19 protein-coding genes and 1 riboswitch are annotated in these 19,989 nt (G+C 60.0%); of the genes, 11 read left to right on the forward strand and 8 right to left on the reverse strand.

Annotated elements, in window-relative coordinates:
• Positions 1-97 precede the first annotated feature (97 nt).
• On the reverse strand, positions 98-1,507 hold the full coding sequence (gene ahcY, locus AC1RQB_RS16890; RefSeq protein WP_007898042.1) for an adenosylhomocysteinase: 1,410 nt from the start codon (positions 1,505-1,507) through the stop codon (positions 98-100).
• Between the two features lie 23 nt (positions 1,508-1,530).
• A riboswitch (S-adenosyl-L-homocysteine riboswitch) is annotated at positions 1,531-1,633 on the reverse strand.
• Positions 1,634-1,832: 199 nt separating this feature from the next.
• Between ahcY and AC1RQB_RS16895 the strand changes: the two genes are divergently transcribed.
• Both AC1RQB_RS16895 and AC1RQB_RS16900 read left to right on the forward strand, forming a co-directional pair.
• On the forward strand, positions 1,833-2,237 hold the full coding sequence (locus tag AC1RQB_RS16895) for an acyl-CoA thioesterase (RefSeq protein WP_008071961.1): 405 nt from the start codon (positions 1,833-1,835) through the stop codon (positions 2,235-2,237).
• Between the two features lie 205 nt (positions 2,238-2,442).
• The gene (locus tag AC1RQB_RS16900; protein ID WP_063342281.1) at positions 2,443-3,330 is read left to right on the forward strand and encodes a formate/nitrite transporter family protein; all 888 of its coding nucleotides are present in this window, start codon (positions 2,443-2,445) and stop codon (positions 3,328-3,330) included.
• 143 nt (positions 3,331-3,473) lie between these two features.
• Here the strand turns inward: AC1RQB_RS16900 and AC1RQB_RS16905 are convergent, their stop codons facing one another.
• A complete protein-coding gene (locus AC1RQB_RS16905) occupies positions 3,474-4,643 on the reverse strand; it encodes an MFS transporter (protein WP_008071958.1) in 1,170 nt (389 codons plus the stop codon).
• 223 nt (positions 4,644-4,866) lie between these two features.
• Here AC1RQB_RS16905 and AC1RQB_RS16910 point away from each other — a divergent pair, with 223 nt between their 5' ends.
• Positions 4,867-5,700, forward strand: a complete 834-nt coding sequence (locus AC1RQB_RS16910) for an EamA family transporter (RefSeq protein WP_063342282.1) — start codon at positions 4,867-4,869, stop codon at positions 5,698-5,700.
• Between the two features lie 50 nt (positions 5,701-5,750).
• Positions 5,751-6,134, forward strand: coding sequence for an MAPEG family protein (locus tag AC1RQB_RS16915; protein WP_008010326.1), 384 nt, complete (start codon positions 5,751-5,753; stop codon positions 6,132-6,134).
• Positions 6,135-6,250: 116 nt separating this feature from the next.
• Here AC1RQB_RS16915 and mltA read toward each other — a convergent pair whose 3' ends face one another.
• Entirely contained in the window at positions 6,251-7,423 is a 1,173-nt protein-coding gene (gene mltA / locus AC1RQB_RS16920) for a murein transglycosylase A (protein WP_008074838.1), read from the reverse strand.
• 128 nt (positions 7,424-7,551) lie between these two features.
• Here mltA and AC1RQB_RS16925 point away from each other — a divergent pair, with 128 nt between their 5' ends.
• Complete coding sequence (locus AC1RQB_RS16925) at positions 7,552-8,001, forward strand: c-type cytochrome (RefSeq protein ID WP_008074839.1); 450 nt, start codon at positions 7,552-7,554, stop codon at positions 7,999-8,001.
• 42 nt (positions 8,002-8,043) lie between these two features.
• On the opposite strand, the gene AC1RQB_RS16930 is transcribed toward AC1RQB_RS16925, so the two are convergent.
• The 4 genes from AC1RQB_RS16930 to AC1RQB_RS16945 form a co-directional block, all read right to left on the reverse strand.
• Positions 8,044-8,439, reverse strand: coding sequence for a DUF1090 domain-containing protein (locus tag AC1RQB_RS16930; RefSeq protein ID WP_007894925.1), 396 nt, complete (start codon positions 8,437-8,439; stop codon positions 8,044-8,046).
• Positions 8,440-8,529: 90 nt separating this feature from the next.
• Positions 8,530-10,209 carry an NAD-dependent DNA ligase LigB gene (ligB, locus tag AC1RQB_RS16935; protein WP_063342283.1) on the reverse strand — a complete coding sequence of 560 codons (1,680 nt, stop codon included), beginning with the start codon at positions 10,207-10,209 and terminating at the stop codon, positions 8,530-8,532.
• A 293-nt stretch (positions 10,210-10,502) separates the two neighbouring features.
• Complete coding sequence (gene metK / locus AC1RQB_RS16940) at positions 10,503-11,693, reverse strand: methionine adenosyltransferase (protein ID WP_008010319.1); 1,191 nt, start codon at positions 11,691-11,693, stop codon at positions 10,503-10,505.
• An 18-nt stretch (positions 11,694-11,711) separates the two neighbouring features.
• Entirely contained in the window at positions 11,712-12,707 is a 996-nt protein-coding gene (locus tag AC1RQB_RS16945; protein WP_063342284.1) for an ArsR/SmtB family transcription factor, read from the reverse strand.
• A gap of 273 nt (positions 12,708-12,980) precedes the next feature.
• On the opposite strand from AC1RQB_RS16945, the gene tkt reads away from it, so the two are divergent.
• The 6 genes from tkt to fba all read left to right on the forward strand — a co-directional run bounded on the left by tkt (position 12,981) and on the right by fba (position 19,352).
• On the forward strand, positions 12,981-14,978 hold the full coding sequence (gene tkt / locus AC1RQB_RS16950) for a transketolase (protein ID WP_063342285.1): 1,998 nt from the start codon (positions 12,981-12,983) through the stop codon (positions 14,976-14,978).
• 152 nt (positions 14,979-15,130) lie between these two features.
• Complete coding sequence (epd, locus tag AC1RQB_RS16955) at positions 15,131-16,192, forward strand: erythrose-4-phosphate dehydrogenase (RefSeq protein ID WP_008074844.1); 1,062 nt, start codon at positions 15,131-15,133, stop codon at positions 16,190-16,192.
• A gap of 25 nt (positions 16,193-16,217) precedes the next feature.
• On the forward strand, positions 16,218-17,381 hold the full coding sequence (locus AC1RQB_RS16960; RefSeq protein WP_063342286.1) for a phosphoglycerate kinase: 1,164 nt from the start codon (positions 16,218-16,220) through the stop codon (positions 17,379-17,381).
• A gap of 34 nt (positions 17,382-17,415) precedes the next feature.
• Positions 17,416-17,637 carry a hypothetical protein gene (locus AC1RQB_RS16965; RefSeq protein WP_063342287.1) on the forward strand — a complete coding sequence of 74 codons (222 nt, stop codon included), beginning with the start codon at positions 17,416-17,418 and terminating at the stop codon, positions 17,635-17,637.
• A gap of 56 nt (positions 17,638-17,693) precedes the next feature.
• Positions 17,694-18,026, forward strand: coding sequence for an MliC family protein (locus AC1RQB_RS16970; protein ID WP_063342288.1), 333 nt, complete (start codon positions 17,694-17,696; stop codon positions 18,024-18,026).
• Between the two features lie 261 nt (positions 18,027-18,287).
• Positions 18,288-19,352, forward strand: coding sequence for a class II fructose-bisphosphate aldolase (gene fba, locus AC1RQB_RS16975; protein ID WP_007894938.1), 1,065 nt, complete (start codon positions 18,288-18,290; stop codon positions 19,350-19,352).
• Between the two features lie 94 nt (positions 19,353-19,446).
• Here fba and AC1RQB_RS16980 read toward each other — a convergent pair whose 3' ends face one another.
• Positions 19,447-19,809, reverse strand: a complete 363-nt coding sequence (locus AC1RQB_RS16980; protein WP_008010304.1) for a DUF6124 family protein — start codon at positions 19,807-19,809, stop codon at positions 19,447-19,449.
• Positions 19,810-19,989 lie beyond the last annotated feature (180 nt).

The following is a 19,989-nucleotide window of genomic DNA, read 5'->3' on the forward strand; positions in this document are numbered from 1 at the left end:
CCCCCCCCCCCCCCCCCCCCCCCCCCCCCCCCCCCCCCCCCCCCCCCCCCCCCCCCCCCCCCCCGCTCCCACAAGGGAGAGCAGGCAGCAGGACCAATCAGTAGCGGTAAGCGTGCGGCTTGAACGGGCCTTCGACGGTCACGCCGATGTAGTCAGCCTGTTGCTTGGTCAGTTGAGTGACCACGCCACCGAAACCGCGGACCATTTCCAGGGCCACTTCTTCGTCGAGTTTCTTCGGCAGTACTTCAACGGTCAGACGCTCGGCTTTCTGGGCTGGCGACAGGTCGGCGTACTTCTGGCCGAACAGGAAGATCTGCGCCAGAACCTGGTTGGCGAACGAACCGTCCATGATGCGGCTTGGGTGGCCAGTGGCGTTGCCCAGGTTAACCAGACGGCCTTCGGCCAGCAGGATCAGGTAGTCGTCGTTCTGAGCGTCGAAAGCGCCCGGGCCGGTACGGTGAACCTTGTGAACCTGTGGCTTCACTTCTTCCCATGCCCAGTTCTTGCGCATGAAAGCGGTGTCGATTTCGTTGTCGAAGTGACCGATGTTGCAGACCACAGCGCGCTTCTTCAGGGCTTTGAGCATGTTTGCGTCGCAAACATTGACGTTGCCGGTGGTGGTCACGATCAGGTCGATCTTGCCCAGCAGCGCTTTGTCGATGCTTGCTTCGGTACCGTTGTTGATACCGTCGATGAACGGCGAAACCAGTTCGAAACCGTCCATGCAGGCTTGCATGGCGCAGATCGGGTCGACTTCGGACACTTTGACGATCATGCCTTCCTGACGCAGGGACTGGGCCGAGCCCTTGCCCACGTCACCGTAACCGATGACCAGCGCTTGCTTGCCGGACAGCAGGTGGTCGGTGCCGCGCTTGATCGCATCGTTCAGGCTGTGACGGCAGCCGTACTTGTTGTCGTTCTTGCTCTTGGTCACCGAGTCGTTGACGTTGATGGCCGGGATTTTCAGCTCGCCCTTGGCCAGCATGTCCAGCAGACGGTGAACGCCGGTGGTGGTTTCTTCAGTGACGCCGTGGACGCGGTCCAGGATCGCCGGGTATTTCTTGTGCAGCAGCTCGGTCAGGTCGCCGCCGTCGTCGAGGATCATGTTGGCATCCCAAGGCGCGCCATCTTTGAGGATGGTTTGCTCCAGGCACCACTCGTACTCTTCTTCAGTCTCGCCTTTCCAGGCGAAAACCGGGATACCGGCAGCAGCGATAGCGGCAGCGGCCTGGTCTTGAGTCGAGAAAATGTTGCAGGACGACCAACGCACTTCGGCACCCAGGGCAACCAGGGTTTCGATCAGCACGGCAGTCTGAATGGTCATGTGGATGCAGCCGAGAATCTTCGCGCCTTTGAGCGGCTGCTCGGCGGAGTACTTGCGGCGCAGACCCATCAGGGCGGGCATTTCGGATTCGGCGATGATGGTTTCGCGACGGCCCCAGGCAGCCAGGGACATGTCGGCGACTTTGTAATCGTTAAAATCTACAGGCGTGATAACAGCGCTCATGATGAGCCTCCATTCGTAATGTATGCGAATGGGCGCCGTTGTGCGTTTAGTGATCGGCCGATCATGGCCAGTCAACGCCCCATCCGAGCCTGACAGGTCGAACCTGCTGCAGCGCCCCTCGGACAGGTGGCGGGAAAACGGTAGCAAGTGAACATTACCGTTTTGAAACGGGGGCGATTATAGCGGGCTATGCTGATCTTCCAAAGCCTTTCTGCAAGGTCAATGTCCGAACGGTAATCGAGACCATAGTCGATGCTTGATAGAGCTCTAATCCGGGCTCTGCCATGATGGCCGGCATCAATAGGCAAGACGGTCAGGAGTGAGTATGAATTTCCACACCCGCAAATGGGTAAAACCCGAAGACCTCAACCCCAACGGCACGCTGTTCGGCGGCAGCCTGTTGCGCTGGATCGACGAAGAAGCAGCGATCTATGCCATCGTCCAGTTGGGCAATCAGCGTGTGGTCACCAAGTACATTTCCGAAATCAACTTCGTCAGTGCCTCGCGCCAGGGCGACATCATCGAACTGGGCATCACCGCCACCGAATTCGGTCGCACCTCGATCACGCTGACCTGCGAAGTGCGCAACAAGATCACCCGCAAGAGCATCCTTACGGTGGAGAAGATGGTTTTCGTGAACCTGGGCGAAGACGGCCTGCCCGCGCCGCACGGCCGGACCGAAATCAGGTACGTCAAAGACCAGTTCAAGGATGATGACATCGGCGGGTGAAATCGGCGGTGCGGCCTTCGCGAGCAAGCCCGCTCCCGCATTCGATCCTCAGTGGACACAGACTTTGTGCACGACAGAGATCCAGTGTGGGAGCGGGCTTGCTCGCGAAAGCGGTCTATCGGTCAGAGATGATTTAACGGATCACTGAACAGCTCCGAACCCCACGTGTCGTAATTAAACGACCCACCACTGGTTCAGGAGTTTTATGGACACGCCCCAAGACGGCAAGACCCCGGACCTCTCGGCGCAAGAACAGCGCGAGGTCGACAAGAACCAGCCACCGCGCGCGGCGGTGCTGCACGAAATCATTCGCACCCAAGGTAATCAGGAACTCGAGCGTAGCGTTGCGGCGCTGTGGTGGTCGGCCCTGGCTGCGGGCTTGACCATGGGCTTGTCGCTGATGGGCATGGGGCTGCTGAACTCGCGTCTGCCGGACGGCGAAGGCTTCAAGGTGATCGCCAGTTTCGGTTACTGCGCAGGTTTTCTCGCTGTGATTCTCGCCCGTCAGCAACTCTTCACCGAGAACACCCTGACTGCCGTATTGCCGATCATGAGCAAGCCTACGCTGGGTAATTTCGGTCGGTTGTTTCGGCTGTGGTCGGTGGTTTTGGTGGGCAACCTTTGCGGCACCTTGCTGGTGGCGTATGTGATGCTGCATCTGCCGATTTTTGACACCAAGACCGATCTGGCCTTCCTCGATATCGGGCGCAAGGTCATGGAGAACGATGCCGGCAAAATGTTCGCCAAAGGCATCATCTCTGGCTGGATGATCGCCACCATGGTCTGGATGATCCCGTCCATGGAAAGCGCCAAGATGTGGATCATCATCCTCATCACCTATTTCATGGCGCTGGGAGATTTCACCCACATCGTGGTTGGATCGGTCGAGGTCTCGTATCTGGTGTTTGCCGGCGAGTTGCCCTGGAAGGATTTCTGGCTGGTATTCGCAGGACCCACGCTGGTGGGGAACATCATCGGTGGCAGTTTTATCTTCGCACTGATCAGTCACGCGCAGATTCGCAGTGAAAGCGGGCCGCCGAAGACCTCTGCGCAGCGGAGCCAGGAGCCCGAACCGCAGAAGATCAAAAAATGAAGGGTAAAAGTACCTGATGCCAGTCAGTTTAAGGCGCGAAACCTGTGGGAGCGGGCTTGCCCGCGAAGGCGGTGTGTCAGGCGACATCATTCTTGGCTGTGCCGCCGCCTTCGCGAGCAAGCCCGCTCCCACATGGATTGCGCTTAGCCGGACACATTGACCGCGACAGCACTGCGACGCTGCAGGTAGATGAAAAACAACGCCGTCAGCACCGTCAACCCGCTGACCAGTGCGCCGGTCCACGGCAAGTCCGCCAGGTCCGCGCCACTGGCCACTACCAGCCCGCCAATCCATGCTCCGGCTGCGTTGCCGAGATTGAATGCACTTTGATTCAGCGTCGACCCGAGGTTCGGCGCTTCATGAGCCTGATCGATGATCAGCAATTGCAGGATCGGGCACAGCGCAAACGCGAAGATGCCCCACAACACCAGCGTGATCGCCGCCGGGATCACTGAGTGACTGGTCTGACTGAAAGCGGCCAGCACGACGACCACCGCCAGTGCCATACCCACCAGAGAAGGCAGCAAACGACTGTCCGCCAATCGGCCGCCAAGCATGCTGCCCGCCGTCAGACCGACTCCGAACAACAGCAACATGATCGTCACGCCATGCGGGCTGACGCCGGTGATGTCTTGCAGGATCGGCGCGATATAGGTGAACACGCTGAACAGACTGGTGGACGCCAGCACGCTCATGCCCAGCGCCAGCAGTACGTTGACCTTGCCCAGCACTTTGAACTCGCTGGCCAGGTTGGCCTTGTCCATGGGGATTTCCTTGGGCAGCCAGACCCACTGTGCGATGGCCGCAATCACACCAATCACCGACACGGCCCAAAACGTCGAGCGCCAGCCAGCGTATTGCCCCAGCGCGGTGCCCAATGGAACGCCCAGCACGTTGGCCAGCGTCAGGCCGGTGAACATCATGGCAATCGCCTGGGCTCGTTTGTTCGGTGCCACCAGACCGGCAGCGACCACCGAGCCGATGCCGAAGAACGCACCATGGCACAGCGCGGTGATCACCCGCGCGGCCATCAAAGTGGCGTAGTTCGGCGCCAGGGCACAGAGGATATTGCCGAGAATGAACATCAGCGTCATGCCCAGCAATGTGGCTTTGCGCGGCATGTTGGCGGTGCCGACCGCGAGGATCGGCGCACCGAACACCACGCCTAGGGCGTAACCGGTGATGAGCAGCCCCGCGTGAGGAATGCTCACGGCGAGGTCGCGGGCGACATCGGGCAGCAAGCCCATGATGACGAATTCGGTGGTGCCGATGCCGAAGGCGGCAACGGCCAGTGCAAGCAAGGCGAGTGGCATGCGCAAGGTCTCTGTCGGTAGTCTTGACGCTTTGATCAGGCATACGCAGGCCGACGACCATTCTCGGTGAGAGCGGGCAGAGGCAGGAATTATTGGAATTAGTGTGTGCGCAACTGAGTGCGGCGTGGTCGCTTGCAGTATAAACAGCTGCGGACATATGGCGAATCAATTCTCTGCCCCGCCCCTGTAGGGGTGGGTGGAGGGGCAAAATAAGGAGTGTGCCGTGCTTGCGACGGTTCTGGTGTTGGTGGCGGCGCTGTTGCACGCGGCGTGGAATACCCTGATCAAATTCAGCGCGGAGCGGCTGTTGGTGGTGGCCTGCATGGACAGCGTGGCGCTGCTGTTTGTCGCCCTGATGCTGCCCTTCGTGGCGCTGCCGCCACTGGAGATGTGGCCGTGGATTCTCGCGTCAGCGGCATTCGAGTTGCTCTATCGCTACCTGTTGATCCAGGCCTATCGGGTCGGCGATCTCGGCCTGGTCTATCCGTTGATGCGTGGACTGTCGCCGCTGGTGGTGCTGGCACTGACGCTGATCTTCGCCGGGGAAGTGCTGACGGCTCAGCAGATCTTCGGCATTTTGCTGATCCCGCTCGGCATGTTGTGCCTGCTCTGGCAGGGCGGTGGCGGGGTGCGTCTGCCGTGGTCGATGCTGCCGGTGGTGGCACTGATCGGGTTGTGCATCGGTTGCTACACCTTCATCGATGGCCAGGCCTTGCGACGCTGGTCCCATCCGCTGGACTACCTGGTTTGGGTCACATTGCTCAGTGCCTGGCCGTTCCCGTTGCTGGCGCTGGTGCGCAAACGCCCGGCGTTCATGCTGTTCTGGCGCGAACAGTGGCGGTTGGGATTGGCGGTCGGGTTTTGCGTACTGTTCAGCTACGCTCTGGTGCTGTGGGCGATGCAGCTCGGTTCAATTGCCGAGGCGGCGGCGCTGCGCGAGATCAGCGTGATTCTGGTGGTGCTGTTCGGCATGCGCTACCTCAAAGAACCTTTCGGCAAGCCCCGGCTCTTAGCCTGTGGGCTGGTGCTGATCGGCATGTTGGTGATGAAGTTTTAATCACCCCTGATGGAATTCGATTTTCTATAACTTGAAGAAGGGACTGCGTTATGACGGTTGCTCTGTGGTGCATTTTGATTGCGCTCTTTTTGCCTTACTTGTGCATAGGCATCGCCAAGATCAGTGGCGGGTACGGGCTTAGACACAATCATGACCCTCGGGGGTTTCTCGATTCCCTGGAAGGCTTGGGCAAGCGGGCGCATGCGGCGCAACTGAACAGTTTTGAAGTGACCCCGGCGTTTGCGGCGGCGGTAATCGTGGCTCACTTGGCCGGCAATGCCGAGCTGGTGACGATTAATGTGCTGTCGGTGCTGTTCATCACCAGTCGGCTGCTCTTCATCATCTGCTACTTGGCGGACTGGGCGATATTGCGGTCGCTGGTATGGTTTGTGGGGATGGGGTTGATCGTCAGTTTCTTTGTGGTGTCGGTTTAAAGGCAAGATCAAAAGATCGCAGCCTTCGGCAGCTCCTACATTGGCCGCGTGCGCCGCAATATCGCGGATGAACATCGATCCCTGTAGGAGCTGGCGCAGCCTGCGATCTTTTGCTTTTAAAGTGTGTCAGCTACCTGCGGCACTTGCGGCAACGCCGCCCCCTTAGGCCAAAGCATCCAGATTTGCCCCTGTTGTTTCATGTCGCCGGCCAATTGCCCGGCCGCATCCCCCGTGCCCCAGAACAGGTCCGCGCGGACCTCGCCGGCAATCGCGCCGCCAGTATCTTGCGCGGCCACCGGACGGACCAGTGCGCTGCCGTCCGGGCGTGTGGTCGATAACCACAACAGACTGCCGAGCGGAATCACCTTGCGGTCCACCGCCGCGCTATAACCTGCGGTCAGCGGGACATTCAACGAGCCGCGCGGTCCTTCGTTGCTGTCGGGGTTGCGGGTAAAGAACACGTAGCTGGGGTTGCTGCCGAGCAGTTCGGGAATGCGCGCAGGATTCGCCTTGGCCCAGGTGCTGATAGCGCCCATGGTCACGTCTTCTTTCTTCAGCTCACCCTGGTCCACCAGCCAGCGGCCGATGGGTCGATACGGGTGGCCGTTCTGATCGGCGTAACCGATGCGCAACTGACGACCGTCATCAAGCTGGATGCGACCCGAACCCTGGATTTGCAGGAACTGCAGGTTCATCGGGTCGGTCAGCCAGGCAATCACCGGCGCCTTCACACCGTTGGTTTCAATGGTTGCCGCGTCGTCGTACGGCTTGAGCACGCGACCTTCGAGCCTGCCCCGCAGGCGCTTGCCTTTGAGTTCCGGATAGATACTGTCCAGCGAGACGATGATCATGTCCTCGGGCACACCGTACACCGGGATGTTGGCTTCCTCGGTCTGGGTCAGGCTGCCGGGGTACACCGGTTCGTAGTAACCGGTAATCAGGCCGTTGGGGTTGTCATTGGCGGCACGCAGGCCATAGACGTCCAGGTTCTGTTTGAGGAAACCGCGGATGTCCTTGGCGGTTGGCTGCACATTGGCGGAAGCCGCACAGGTGCCGCCCCAGACCGGATCGGCCTTGAGCCGGGTACAGGCGCTGCGCCACGAGCCGAAGCCGGCGACGAGGTCGTTGTCGGACACTGCCGGAAGCGCTTCCCAGGTGGCGCTGGAGTAGGTCGCCAGTGCGTGGGTTTTCGGTTTGCTGCTGTCGCCGCCGGTGCAGCCTGCCAGTACGGCCACCATCGGAAGGGTCCAGGCCAGATTGTGACGCCATGCCTTGAAACGGCTGTTCATGGAGTAATTCCTTTGCCGGCTGCCTGAGTGCTCCATGCGCTCAAACAACCCGTATTGATAATAGGGCTATTGGTCTTTGCCGGTGACGCGAGGATACTGGCCGCCGTTTCCAGTGACCTGAAGCCACCATGATTCTTAAAAGACTTTCCGTTGTATTGCTGGCCTGCCTGACCTTGTCCGCCTGCGGTGGTGTCGACCCAAACTCGCCGCTGGGTCAGCGCAAGGCGATCTTCAAGCAGATGCTCAAGACCGGCGAAGACCTGGGCGGCATGTTGCGTGGGCGTATTCCGTTCGATGGCCCGAAATTCGTCGACGGCGCGGTGAAGCTCGACGCGCTGTCCCATGAGCCGTGGAAACATTTCCCGCAGGTGCGCGAAGAGGATCACACCAGCGCCAAGGACGATGTCTGGCAGAAGCAGGCACGTTTCCAGGAGCTGGCCCGCACCCTTGAAGGCGCCACCGGTGAGCTGGTGATTGCCAGCAAGGTTCAGCCCTACAAGGTCAGCAACCTGGGGCCGGCGGTGCAGAAAGTCGAAGATGCCTGCAGTGCCTGCCATAAAGAGTTTCGGGATCATTGATTTGCGGCGCTCTCGCCACAAAAGCCCCTCGTTCAAGCCCGACTACTTATCCAGCTCATCCAGTGCTTCCTGCAACTCCTTGCGTGATTGAGCCAGTTTGTCCTTGCGCTTGTTGATCTTCTCGGCGTCGCCTTTTTTCATCGCCTTCTCGAGGTCGGCCTGACGCGTGCTGACTTCGTGCTTGGCGTCGAGCACCTTGTTTTCCCGTTCCTTCTTCAAGGAAGCGTCGGTGCAATGGGCAGTGACTTCGTTCAGGGCGGTTTCCAGGCCAGCCTGTTGATCGGCGTTGCCGCGGGACTTGGCCAGTTCGATCTGGTTGATGATGCCTTGTTTTTTGGCGGCGCAGCCGGTCAGGCCCGGGGCATCTTCGTCGGCCATCAATGGAGCGGCCATCACGCTGCACAGGGTCAACACGGCAAGCGGTGAAAGAAGTTTCATAAAAGCTCCAGGTGAAAAATTCGATATAGCGATGGGCTGTTTGAGCGCATCGGCACCTTTGGGTTCCCGGCTCTCAGGCAGGGCTGGCGTCTAGAAACCGTCAATCCCGGCAACACGTAATGTCTCACTCAAGGCCAGGACCTGCGGGTCGCGGAAAAATGCGCTCAATTGCGCTGCGCGCCCCGGGCCGATGCCGGCTTCGGCTTGCCATTGTTCGGTGTTTCGTTGTGCCAGCGCCTGCCATGAGTCGGCGAGGCGTGCCTGGCCAGTCGGCGGCAAACCCAGGGCTTTGAGCCAGCGAGCGAAGGGGCGTTGCCGGGCGCTGTTGAAACTGTCCAAAAGGCGAGCACTGCTGCGCTCACCGAAGCCGTCAATCTTAGCAAGCTCTTGCTCATCAAGGGTCAACCAATCGACCAGGCTGTCGAGGCGTTCGGCCTTGAGCAGTTTCTCCCAGGTGCCCGGCCCGACATGAGGCAAGGCCAGCCCCTGTTTGCCACTGAGCCAGCTCAGACGTGCGAGGAATTGGCTTTCGCATCCGGGTGTGGGCTGCCAGCAGCTTAAAGAATCAAAATCTGCCGCCAGCGGTACGTTCAATTCCGGGCGTTCGGTGCTGTGCAGGACGACACCATCGAGCCTGGGGATGGTCAGCCCCGCCAGGCTGATGGCGACCTGATCGCCCGGGCGAATATCCAGCGCTTCCCAGCGTTGCAGAGAGCCGACACTGACGCGCCTGATCTGCCGGTCATCGAGCATCACCGGTATCAGATCCAGCACCGGTGTGATCCGGCCGGTTCGTCCAATCTTGAAGTGGACCTTGCGCACCTCGGCCAGCGCCTGGGCAAAGGGGTATTTCCAGGCGACGCTCCAGTAAGGCGTTTTCGCCTGCCAGCGCTCGGCCGGTGGGCGCTGGTCCTGGCGCAGTACGACCCCATCGCTGGCAAAGGGCAGGGGCGAGCGATACCAGTGATCGCGCCAGCGTTCGGCATCGGCAAATGCCTCGATCGGCTGACTGTAGGGTGCCGTACTCGGGAACCCCAACGTGTCCAGAGCTGCCACCCGGTCGGGCAGGCTTTTCGGGCCTTGCGGCCAGTCCCAGACAAACAACCCGATACCGGCGGCCTGCTCGGCGCTCAGCGCCTTGCGTGCCATCAACCCGGCCACCGTGGCGCGGGCATTGAGGCTGCCGGCCTCGGCTTGTACGTGTTCGGTCAGGCGCCAATAGAGTTCGCCTTGCAGCAGCAAGTCCAGCGACTGCGAAAGTTTTTGAGGGATGGCGGCGATCTGGCGTGCCGAGGCAGTCCAGTCCTGGCCGTTTACCCCGTCCCCCCGACTGATCGCCCGGTGCAACCAGCCATTGCGATAAATCAACGTCACCGCCACACCGTCAACCTTGGGCTGAATCCACACCTCGCCCCGATCCTTCAGCCAGGCTTCGACGGCGCGCCCATCGCGCAGTTTTTCCAGGCCGGTGTGTGCGATGGGGTGAGCAACCGTGCCGCCGGCCGTACGCAATGGTTCGGTGGCGGGGCCTGAATCAAAACAGTCGCGCCATTCGGTCAGTCGCGCACGGGACTGATCATAGAGTTCATCGGCGATCAGCGACTGGCCTTCACGGTGGTAGCTGTCGTCCCAGCGATCGATTTGCAGTTGCAGGGTGGTGATTTCTTTCTGTGCGCGAACCGGTGGCCAATCGGGGCATTCGGCGGCATGGGTGGTCTGGCTGGTGAAAGTCAGCAGGAAAGCGAAAAACAGGCGCAGGTTGGGCAGCATCGAGAGCGTCCTTGCTCAGTGGGATGCTTGAAGGCTAGATCAGTACTGGTAGGCGCGAAGGGTGGTTTTTTTGCTGAGTGTTTCTGGCATGAGACAGAGGTGACTGGGCTGGCCTCTTCGCGAGCAAGCCCGCTCCCACATGGGTCTTTTGTGTACACAGATGCTGTGAGTGATCGAGATCAAGTGTGGGAGCGGGCTTGCTCGCGAAAGCGGCGACACGGTCTCAAGCAGCAGAACAATGAAAAGCCCCGCACGGCGAACCGTGCGGGGCTTTGGGTACCGCAGGAAAAGTCTTACAGGCCGGCAGCGACACGCAGGTCGTCGGCGCGGTCGGTTTTTTCCCAAGTGAAAGTGGTGAACGTATCGTCGCCCACAGTCTTGGTAGCCGGAGTGCGACCGAAGTGGCCGTACGCAGCGGTTTCCTGGTACATCGGGTGCAGCAGGTCGAGCATGGTGGTGATTGCGTATGGACGCAGGTCGAACACTTCGCGAACCAGTTTGACGATCTTGTCGTCGCTGATTTTACCGGTGCCGAAGGTGTTCAACGAAATCGACGTAGGCTGGGCAACACCGATCGCGTAGGAAACCTGAATCTCGCAACGCTCGGCCAGGCCGGCAGCGACGATGTTCTTGGCCACGTAACGACCGGCGTAGGCCGCCGAACGGTCTACTTTCGATGGATCCTTGCCGGAGAACGCGCCGCCGCCGTGACGGGCCATGCCGCCGTAGCTGTCGACGATGATCTTGCGGCCGGTCAGGCCGCAGTCGCCCACCGGGCCACCGATGATGAATTGGCCGGTCGGGTTGATGTGGAACTGGGTGTCTTTGGACAGCAGCTCGGCAGGCAGTACGTGCTTGACGATCAGTTCCATCACGCCTTCGCGCAGGTCTTTGTACGATACGTCAGGGTTGTGCTGGGTCGACAACACAACGGCGTCGATACCGACAACCTTGCCGCCTTCGTAACGGCAAGTGACTTGCGACTTGGCGTCCGGGCGCAGCCAAGGCAGCAGGCCGGATTTACGGGCTTCAGCCTGGCGTTGAACCAGTTGGTGCGAGAAGGTGATCGGTGCCGGCATCAGCACGTCGGTTTCATTGCTGGCGTAGCCGAACATCAGGCCCTGGTCGCCGGCGCCCTGGTCTTCAGGCTTGGCACGGTCAACGCCCTGGTTGATGTCAGGGGACTGCTTGCCGATGATGTTCATCACGCCGCAGGTCGCACCGTCGAAGCCGACATTGGAGCTGTTGTAGCCGATGTCGAGAATCACGTTACGGACGATGTCTTCCAGATCGACCCAGGCCGACGTGGTGACTTCACCTGCGATGATTGCCACGCCGGTTTTCACCAGCGTCTCGCACGCTACACGGGCGAATTTGTCTTCAGCAATGATGGCGTCCAGCACCGCATCGGAAATCTGGTCGGCGATTTTATCCGGATGCCCTTCAGACACGGACTCGGAGGTGAAGAGGGAGTATTCGCTCATCTCGATTTTTTCCTGAATTTACCGATGGTGAGTGTCGCCAGCCGGTCGCTGAAAATGGCGGACCTGAATCTGGAAACCATTACGTAAGCCTACATAGAGGCTTTCCCCGGGAACGAGTCCCGCAGCGGTGGCCCAACGGGCCAGATCGTCCTGTTCAAACCCCAACCACAGATCACCGCAGGCCTCCCTGGCCCAACTCTGGTTGTGGCTACATAAATCTGTCACGAGCAGGCTACCGCCCGGTTGCAGCAAGTCGGCCATGCGCTTGAGTGCTTCGGCCGGCGCGGCGAAATGGTGCAGTACCATGTTCAGTACAACGCAATCAGCGTTGAGGCTTACACCGTTCAATGCATCGGCCAATTGCAGGCTGACGTTAGCCAGCATTTCACGTTCGCAGACCTGGCGGGCCAGATCGAGCATCGCCGGGCTGTTGTCCAGCGCTGTGACTTGAGCGAAACGACGCGCCAGTTCCGGCAGAAAACCGCCATCGCCAGGGCCGACTTCGATCGCCGTGGCGCCAGGACCGAAACTCAGCTTGTCGAGCAGTGCCACTACGCTGTCGCGGTACTGTGGCAGGCCGGCAATCAGGTCTTGCTGGGCACGAAACTTCTCCGCGACCCGTGAGAAAAAGTCCTGGCTGGCCGCCGCTCGCTGCCCGTGGACCTGACCGATCCGCGACTGAACGTCAGTCGGCAGGGTCAGGTTGTCCACTTCTTCCAGCAGCGCGGCATGCAGCTTGCCGCCCAGCAGATCGGTGTGGGGCAGGGCGCGACGGTAGAAAATCGCATTGCCTTCACGACGGGTCGCCACCAGGTCGGCCTGGGCCAAAACCTTGAGGTGATGACTCATGCCAGACTGGCCAATGCCGAAGATCTGCGCCAGTTCCAGTACACCGAACGAATCGTTGGCCAGCGCGCGCAATACATTCAGCCGCAGAGGATCGCCGCCGGCCTTGCACAGGGCCGCCAGCTCATCGCAATCGTCATGTCGAATGGAGGGTGCGCGTAAATTCATAAGGCCAGCAGTCTAGTGATGGGCAGAAATCATCGCAAGAGCAATATCAAAAAGTTTTGATATTGCTCGATAGATGGCGCTTTTCAGCGTTAGGTTTAGTCAGCAAGCGAACAGCGGAAAGGTTTCATCAGTCGAATACGCTGTTATCCATTGGAAAAACGCCTTCGGATGACTATCTGTCATTGCCCCGAAGGCGGTCGGTGAGGGAAAATGCTCGCCTTTTTTCCGTTTCGTTTTATTAACTCTCGATTCAATATCCGCAGGAGAACAGCGATGCCCAGCCGTCGTGAGCGTGCCAACGCCATTCGTGCCCTCAGCATGGATGCCGTGCAAAAAGCCAACAGCGGCCATCCCGGTGCCCCTATGGGTATGGCGGATATCGCCGAAGTACTTTGGCGTGACTACCTGAAGCACAACCCGAGCAATCCATCGTTCGCCGACCGTGACCGCTTCGTGCTGTCCAACGGTCACGGTTCGATGTTGATCTACTCGCTGCTGCACCTCACCGGCTATGACCTGTCGATCGATGACCTGAAAAACTTCCGCCAGCTGCACAGCCGCACTCCGGGTCACCCGGAATACGGCTACACCCCGGGCGTAGAAACCACCACCGGTCCACTGGGCCAAGGCCTGGCCAATGCCGTGGGTTTCGCCCTGGCAGAAAAAGTCCTGGCGACGCAGTTCAACCGTCCAGGCCATAACGTTGTCGATCACCACACCTACGTGTTCCTGGGTGATGGCTGCATGATGGAAGGCATTTCCCACGAAGTCAGCTCCCTGGCTGGCACCTTGGGCCTGGGTAAACTGATTGCCTTCTACGATGACAACGGCATTTCCATCGACGGCGAAGTCGAAGGCTGGTTCACCGACGACACGCCGAAGCGTTTCGAGGCCTACAACTGGCAGGTGATCCGCAACGTCGACGGTCATGACCCGGAAGAAATCAAGATCGCCATCGACACGGCGCGCAAAAGCGAGCAGCCGACGCTGATCTGCTGCAAGACCACCATCGGTTTCGGTTCGCCGAACAAGCAGGGCAAGGAAGACTGCCACGGTGCCCCGTTGGGTGACGCGGAAATCGCTCTGACCCGTGAAGCACTGAAGTGGAACCACGGCCCGTTCGAAATCCCGGCCAATATTTATGCCGAGTGGGACGCCAAGGAATCCGGTCGCGCTGCCGAAGCCGAGTGGGATCAGCGTTTTGCTGCTTACTCCGCGGCCTTCCCGGAGCTGGCCAACGAACTGATTCGTCGTCTGAGCGGTGACCTGCCGGAAGACTTCGCGGAAAAAGCTGCTGCTTACATCGCTGAAGTCGCGGCCAAGGGCGAAACCATCGCCAGCCGTAAAGCCAGCCAGAATGCCCTGAACGCGTTCGGCCCGCTGTTGCCGGAACTGCTGGGCGGTTCGGCTGACCTGGCCGGTTCCAACCTGACCCTGTGGAAAGGTTGCAAAGGCGTCACCGCCGAAGACGCCAGCGGCAACTACATGTACTACGGTGTTCGCGAGTTCGGCATGAGCGCGATCATGAACGGCGTGGCCCTGCACGGCGGCCTGGTGCCTTACGGCGCGACCTTCCTGATGTTCATGGAATACGCCCGCAACGCGGTGCGCATGTCGGCGCTGATGAAGAAACGCATCATTTATGTGTTCACCCACGACTCCATCGGTCTGGGCGAAGACGGCCCGACTCACCAGCCGATCGAGCAACTGGCCAGCCTGCGCTGCACGCCGAACCTCGACACCTGGCGTCCAGCCGATGCCGTTGAATCGGCAGTGGCCTGGAAATGCGCGCTGGAGCGTGACGACGGTCCGTCGGCACTGATCTTCTCCCGTCAGAACCTGCAGCACCAAACCCGTGATGCCGTGCAGATCGAGTGCATCAATCGCGGCGGCTACGTGTTGAAGGACTGCGCAGGCGAGCCTGAGCTGATCCTGATCGCCACCGGTTCGGAAGTCGGCCTGGCCGTTCAAGCCTTCGACAAACTGACCGAGCAAGGTCGCAAGGTGCGTGTTGTTTCGATGCCGTGCACCAGCGTCTTCGAAGCCCAGGACGCCGGCTACAAGCAAGCGGTTCTGCCATTGCAGGTCAGCGCGCGTATCGCCATTGAGGCTGCTCACGCGGACTACTGGTACAAGTACGTGGGCCTGGAAGGGCGTGTGATCGGCATGACCACCTACGGCGAGTCGGCGCCTGCGCCTGCCTTGTTCGAAGAGTTCGGCTTCACGCTGGAAAACATCCTGGGTCAGGCTGAAGAGCTGCTGGAAGACTAAGTTCAGGTGATGTATTGCCTGTTCTGACGCTATCGCGGGCAAGCCCGCTCCCACAGGGATTTACACCGTCCATGTGGGAGCGGGCTTGCCCGCGATGGCAATAGAACATTCAACGCAACACTGACGGATTCACCACGGTAATCGAGAACCCCATGCCTCAACCGCGTCCTTACAAAGTTGCACTCAACGGCTACGGCCGGATTGGTCGTTGCGTCTTGCGTGCGTTGTTTGAGCGAGGCTCGGCGGCAGGGTTTGAAATTGTCGCGATCAACGATCTGGCCGACATGGCCAGCATCGAATACCTGACACGCTTCGACTCCACACACGGGCGGTTTCCCGGTGAGGTGAGGGTCGAGGGCGATTGTCTGCATATTAAAGGCGACTGCGTGAAGGTCCTGCGCAGTGCCACCCCCGAAGGCATCGATTGGGCGTCACTGGGCGTCGATCTGGTGCTGGAGTGCTCCGGCGCTTATCACACCCGTGCTGATGGCCAGCGGTTCCTCGACGCCGGTGCGCCGCGGGTGCTGTTCTCCCAGCCGATGGCCAGCGAGGCGGATGTCGACGCCACCATCGTCTACGGTGTGAACCAGGATTGCCTGACCGGCGACGAGCTGCTGGTGTCCAACGCCTCCTGCACCACCAACTGCGGCGTGCCGCTATTGCGCCTGCTGGATCAGGCCATTGGTCTGGAATACGTGTCGATCACCACCATCCACTCGGCGATGAACGATCAGCCGGTGATCGACGCTTATCACCACGAAGACCTGCGCCGCACCCGTTCGGCGTTCCAGTCGGTGATTCCGGTGTCCACTGGTCTGGCGCGAGGCATTGAACGCCTGCTGCCGGAACTTGCCGGGCGAATTCAGGCCAAAGCCGTGCGGGTGCCGACGGTTAACGTGTCCTGCCTCGACATTACGATGCAGACCGTGAGCGATACCGACGCCACCGAGGTCAACCGGATTCTGCGCGAGGCCGCCACCCATGGCCCGCTCAAGGGCCTTCTGGCCTACACCGAGTTGCCTCACGCCAGTTGTGATTTTAATCATGACCCACATTCGGCCATCGTCGATGCCAGTCAGACCCGCGTTTCCGGCCCTCGGCTGGTGAACATCCTGGCCTGGTTCGACAACGAATGGGGTTTTGCCAATCGAATGCTGGACGTTGCAGAACACTATTTGCAAACAGCTGCACCACAACCAAAACCTGCTCTCTAAAACAGCTATCCAGGAAATGCGACCCATGACCGTGTTGAAGATGACCGACCTCGATCTGCAAGGTAAGCGCGTACTGATCCGCGAAGACCTCAACGTCCCAGTCAAGGACGGTGTTGTCACCAGCGATGCGCGAATCCTGGCTTCGCTGCCGACCATCAAGCTGGCCCTGGAAAAAGGCGCGGCCGTGATGATCTGCTCGCACCTTGGCCGTCCGACCGAAGGCGAGTTCTCGGCCGAGAACAGCCTCAAGCCAGTCGCTGACTACCTGAGCAAAGCCCTGGGCCGCGAAGTGCCGCTGGTGTCCGATTACCTGGGCGGCGTCGACGTGAAAGCCGGCGACATCGTGCTGTTCGAAAACGTGCGCTTCAACAAGGGCGAGAAAAAGAACGCTGACGAACTGGCCAAGCAGTACGCCGCCCTGTGCGACGTGTTTGTGATGGACGCTTTCGGCACCGCTCACCGCGCCGAGGGTTCGACCCACGGCGTGGCCAAGTTCGCCAAAGTCGCTGCTGCTGGCCCGTTGCTGGCCGCCGAACTGGACGCACTGGGCAAGGCCTTGGGCGCCCCGGCTCAGCCAATGGCCGCTATCGTTGCCGGTTCCAAAGTGTCGACCAAACTCGACGTGCTCAACAGCCTGAGCCAGATCTGCAACCAGCTGATCGTCGGCGGCGGCATCGCCAACACCTTCCTGGCTGCTGCTGGTCACCCGGTCGGCAAATCCTTGTACGAGCCGGACCTGTTGGACACCGCCCGTGAAATCGCTGCCAAAGTCAGCGTTCCGCTGCCGGTGGACGTGGTGGTTGCCAAGGAATTCGCTGAAAGCGCTACCGCGACCGTCAAGCTGATTGCCGACGTGGCCGCAGACGACATGATCCTGGACATCGGCCCACAGACCGCGGCGAACTTCGCCGAGCTGTTGAAGTCGTCCAAGACCATCCTGTGGAACGGCCCGGTGGGCGTGTTCGAGTTCGACCAGTTCGGTAACGGCACCAAAGTGCTGGCCCAAGCCATCGCCGAAAGCTCGGCGTTCTCCATCGCTGGTGGTGGCGACACCCTGGCGGCCATCGATAAATATGGCGTTGCCGAGCAGATCTCCTACATTTCTACCGGCGGCGGCGCGTTCCTCGAATTCGTCGAAGGCAAAGTGCTGCCGGCCGTTGAAGTCCTGGAAAGCCGGGCCAAGGCCTGAGGCCGCCCATTTGACCAGGCAAAGGAGTGTTCACATGGTCAGGACCCTAGTGCTGTTGATTGCCGCGGGTATGCTGGCGGCTTGCGGGAGTAACCCGAAAGCCACGCCGGAACCCGCGCCGCAAACACACGAAAAAGGCTGCTACCAGGCGGATTGGCAAGCGGAAACCAACCCGGTGATCAACAAGCGCTCCGGGCCCGATGGCCTGGACAAATACGAGACGCAGGCTCCGGCCAAGGAACATGGTTGCCCTTGAGGGGTCTGACTCTTTACTCAAGGCTGGCGGCGTGTGCCGTCAGTCGAGGAACACGGATGAAACGCTTTATCGCTGTTGCGGCACTGGCATTGCTGGCAGGTTGCACCCATTTGAACCTGTTCAACGCTGCCGAGCCCGCGGACAGCTGGACCACCTGGACCTGCGACAGTCAGGCCAAAGTGCTCTGGCGCTACACTGACATCAACCGCAAGCAAGTCGACGTTCGCCTGGGCGGTGCCGATCAGGTCTACCGCTTGAAGCTTGAACCGGGCGCCGAAGGTTCGCTGTACAGCAACGACATGCTGGCGTTTCACGTAAAAGGTGAGGAAGGCCTGGTTTACTGGGTCGCCACCAACGATTTGATCGGCCGCGGTTGTAAAGCCGAGTAACACGATTGATTTGATTCACAGCGATCCAAATGTGGGAGCGGGCTTGCTCGCGAAGGCGGTGGATCAGCTCGCATGGATGTTGAATGTATAACCGCATTCGCGAGCAAGCCCGCTCCCACAGTGGTTCTCTGTAGTTCTTGAGATTTTGCACCACCGAATTCGCAGCCCGGGCCAACCCCCGATCTGCAATAACTTGAATAGCCGCCGCCGCTACGGCAGGCTGGCACGATTAACGACCCTCAACCGGGAGAGACACACACAATGGCACTTATCAGCATGCGCCAGATGCTGGACCACGCAGCCGAGTTCGGCTACGGCGTTCCAGCCTTCAACGTCAACAACCTTGAGCAGATGCGCGCCATCATGGAAGCCGCTGACAAGACTGACTCCCCGGTGATCGTCCAGGCTTCGGCCGGTGCTCGCAAATACGCAGGCGCCCCGTTCCTGCGTCACCTGATCCTGGCAGCCATCGAAGAATTCCCGCACATCCCGGTGTGCATGCACCAGGACCACGGCACCAGCCCTGACGTCTGCCAGCGCTCCATCCAGCTGGGCTTCAGCTCGGTGATGATGGACGGCTCCCTGGGCGAAGACGGCAAGACCCCGACCGACTACGACTACAACGTCCGTGTTACCCAACAAACCGTAGCCATGGCTCACGCCTGCGGCGTATCGGTAGAAGGCGAGCTGGGCTGCCTGGGTTCGCTGGAAACCGGCATGGCCGGTGAAGAAGACGGCATCGGCGCCGAAGGCGTTCTGGATCACAGCCAAATGCTGACCGACCCGGAAGAAGCCGCTGACTTCGTCAAACGCACCCAGGTCGATGCCCTGGCCATCGCCATCGGCACCAGCCACGGCGCCTACAAGTTCACCAAGCCGCCTACCGGCGACGTGCTGGCCATCGACCGCATCAAAGAAATCCACAAACGCATCCCGAACACCCACTTGGTGATGCACGGTTCGTCTTCGGTTCCGCAAGAGTGGCTGGCGATCATCAACCAGTACGGCGGCGACATCAAAGAAACCTACGGCGTACCGGTTGAAGAAATCGTCGAAGGCATCAAGCACGGCGTGCGCAAGGTCAACATCGACACCGACCTGCGCCTGGCCTCCACCGGTGCAATGCGTCGCCTGATGGCTACCAACCCGAGCGAGTTCGACCCGCGTAAGTTCTTCGGCGCGACCGTGACTGCAATGCGTGATGTGTGTATCGCACGTTATGAGCAGTTTGGTACGGCGGGGAATGCTTCGAAGATCAAACCGATCTCGTTGGAAGCGATGTATCAGCGGTATTTGAAGGGTGAGTTGAACGCTAAGGTTAACTGAGCCTGAGCGTTAAACTGCGTTGATAAAAAACCCGCCGAGAGGCGGGTTTTTTATTGGAAGCAAGTTTGCTCACCTTGCTCCAACCAGAGCCCGATTACTCCTTCAATTCGACGTGGTCCAGCGCCTGGTTCACCGCCAATTCGCCGAGCATGACCACTTGGGCGATGCCCAGCAGGGTCTTGCGATGGGAGGTCTCCAGCAGCGCTGCGAAATTGTTGAGCATGGTGGTGGCCGAGCCGAGTGTTTCGCTGGCGTTGGCCAGCAGGGATTCGGTGTTGTACTTCGGATTGGCCAAGTACATGGGCTCGGGTTCGTTGGTGGTGGCCATGATTTTGGCGGCCGGGTTGAGGTAATGGTCGAGGGCGCGCTCGGCGGCTTCGTGGAATTTTTTTGAGTCGGGGGATTCGTAGGGGGATGCCGGGTCGGTGACCGGCGGATGCGGCGTTGATTTAGTCATTTGCTCGAAACCTGATTGGAGTGCCTCCTCTCTGGCTACTAATCAAAGTGGAGGCAACTGTACGCAGGTTAGTAGACCGGGGTTTCGAGCAAGCCGGCGCACCCGAAGGTGCCCTGCGCACAGTTACCATCAAGCGCAGGAATTGAAATCCCTGACTGACAGATGCTTGTGCACCAAGCT

The sequence above is a fragment of the Pseudomonas sp. GW822-FHT02E03 genome (genome assembly GCF_058802325.1).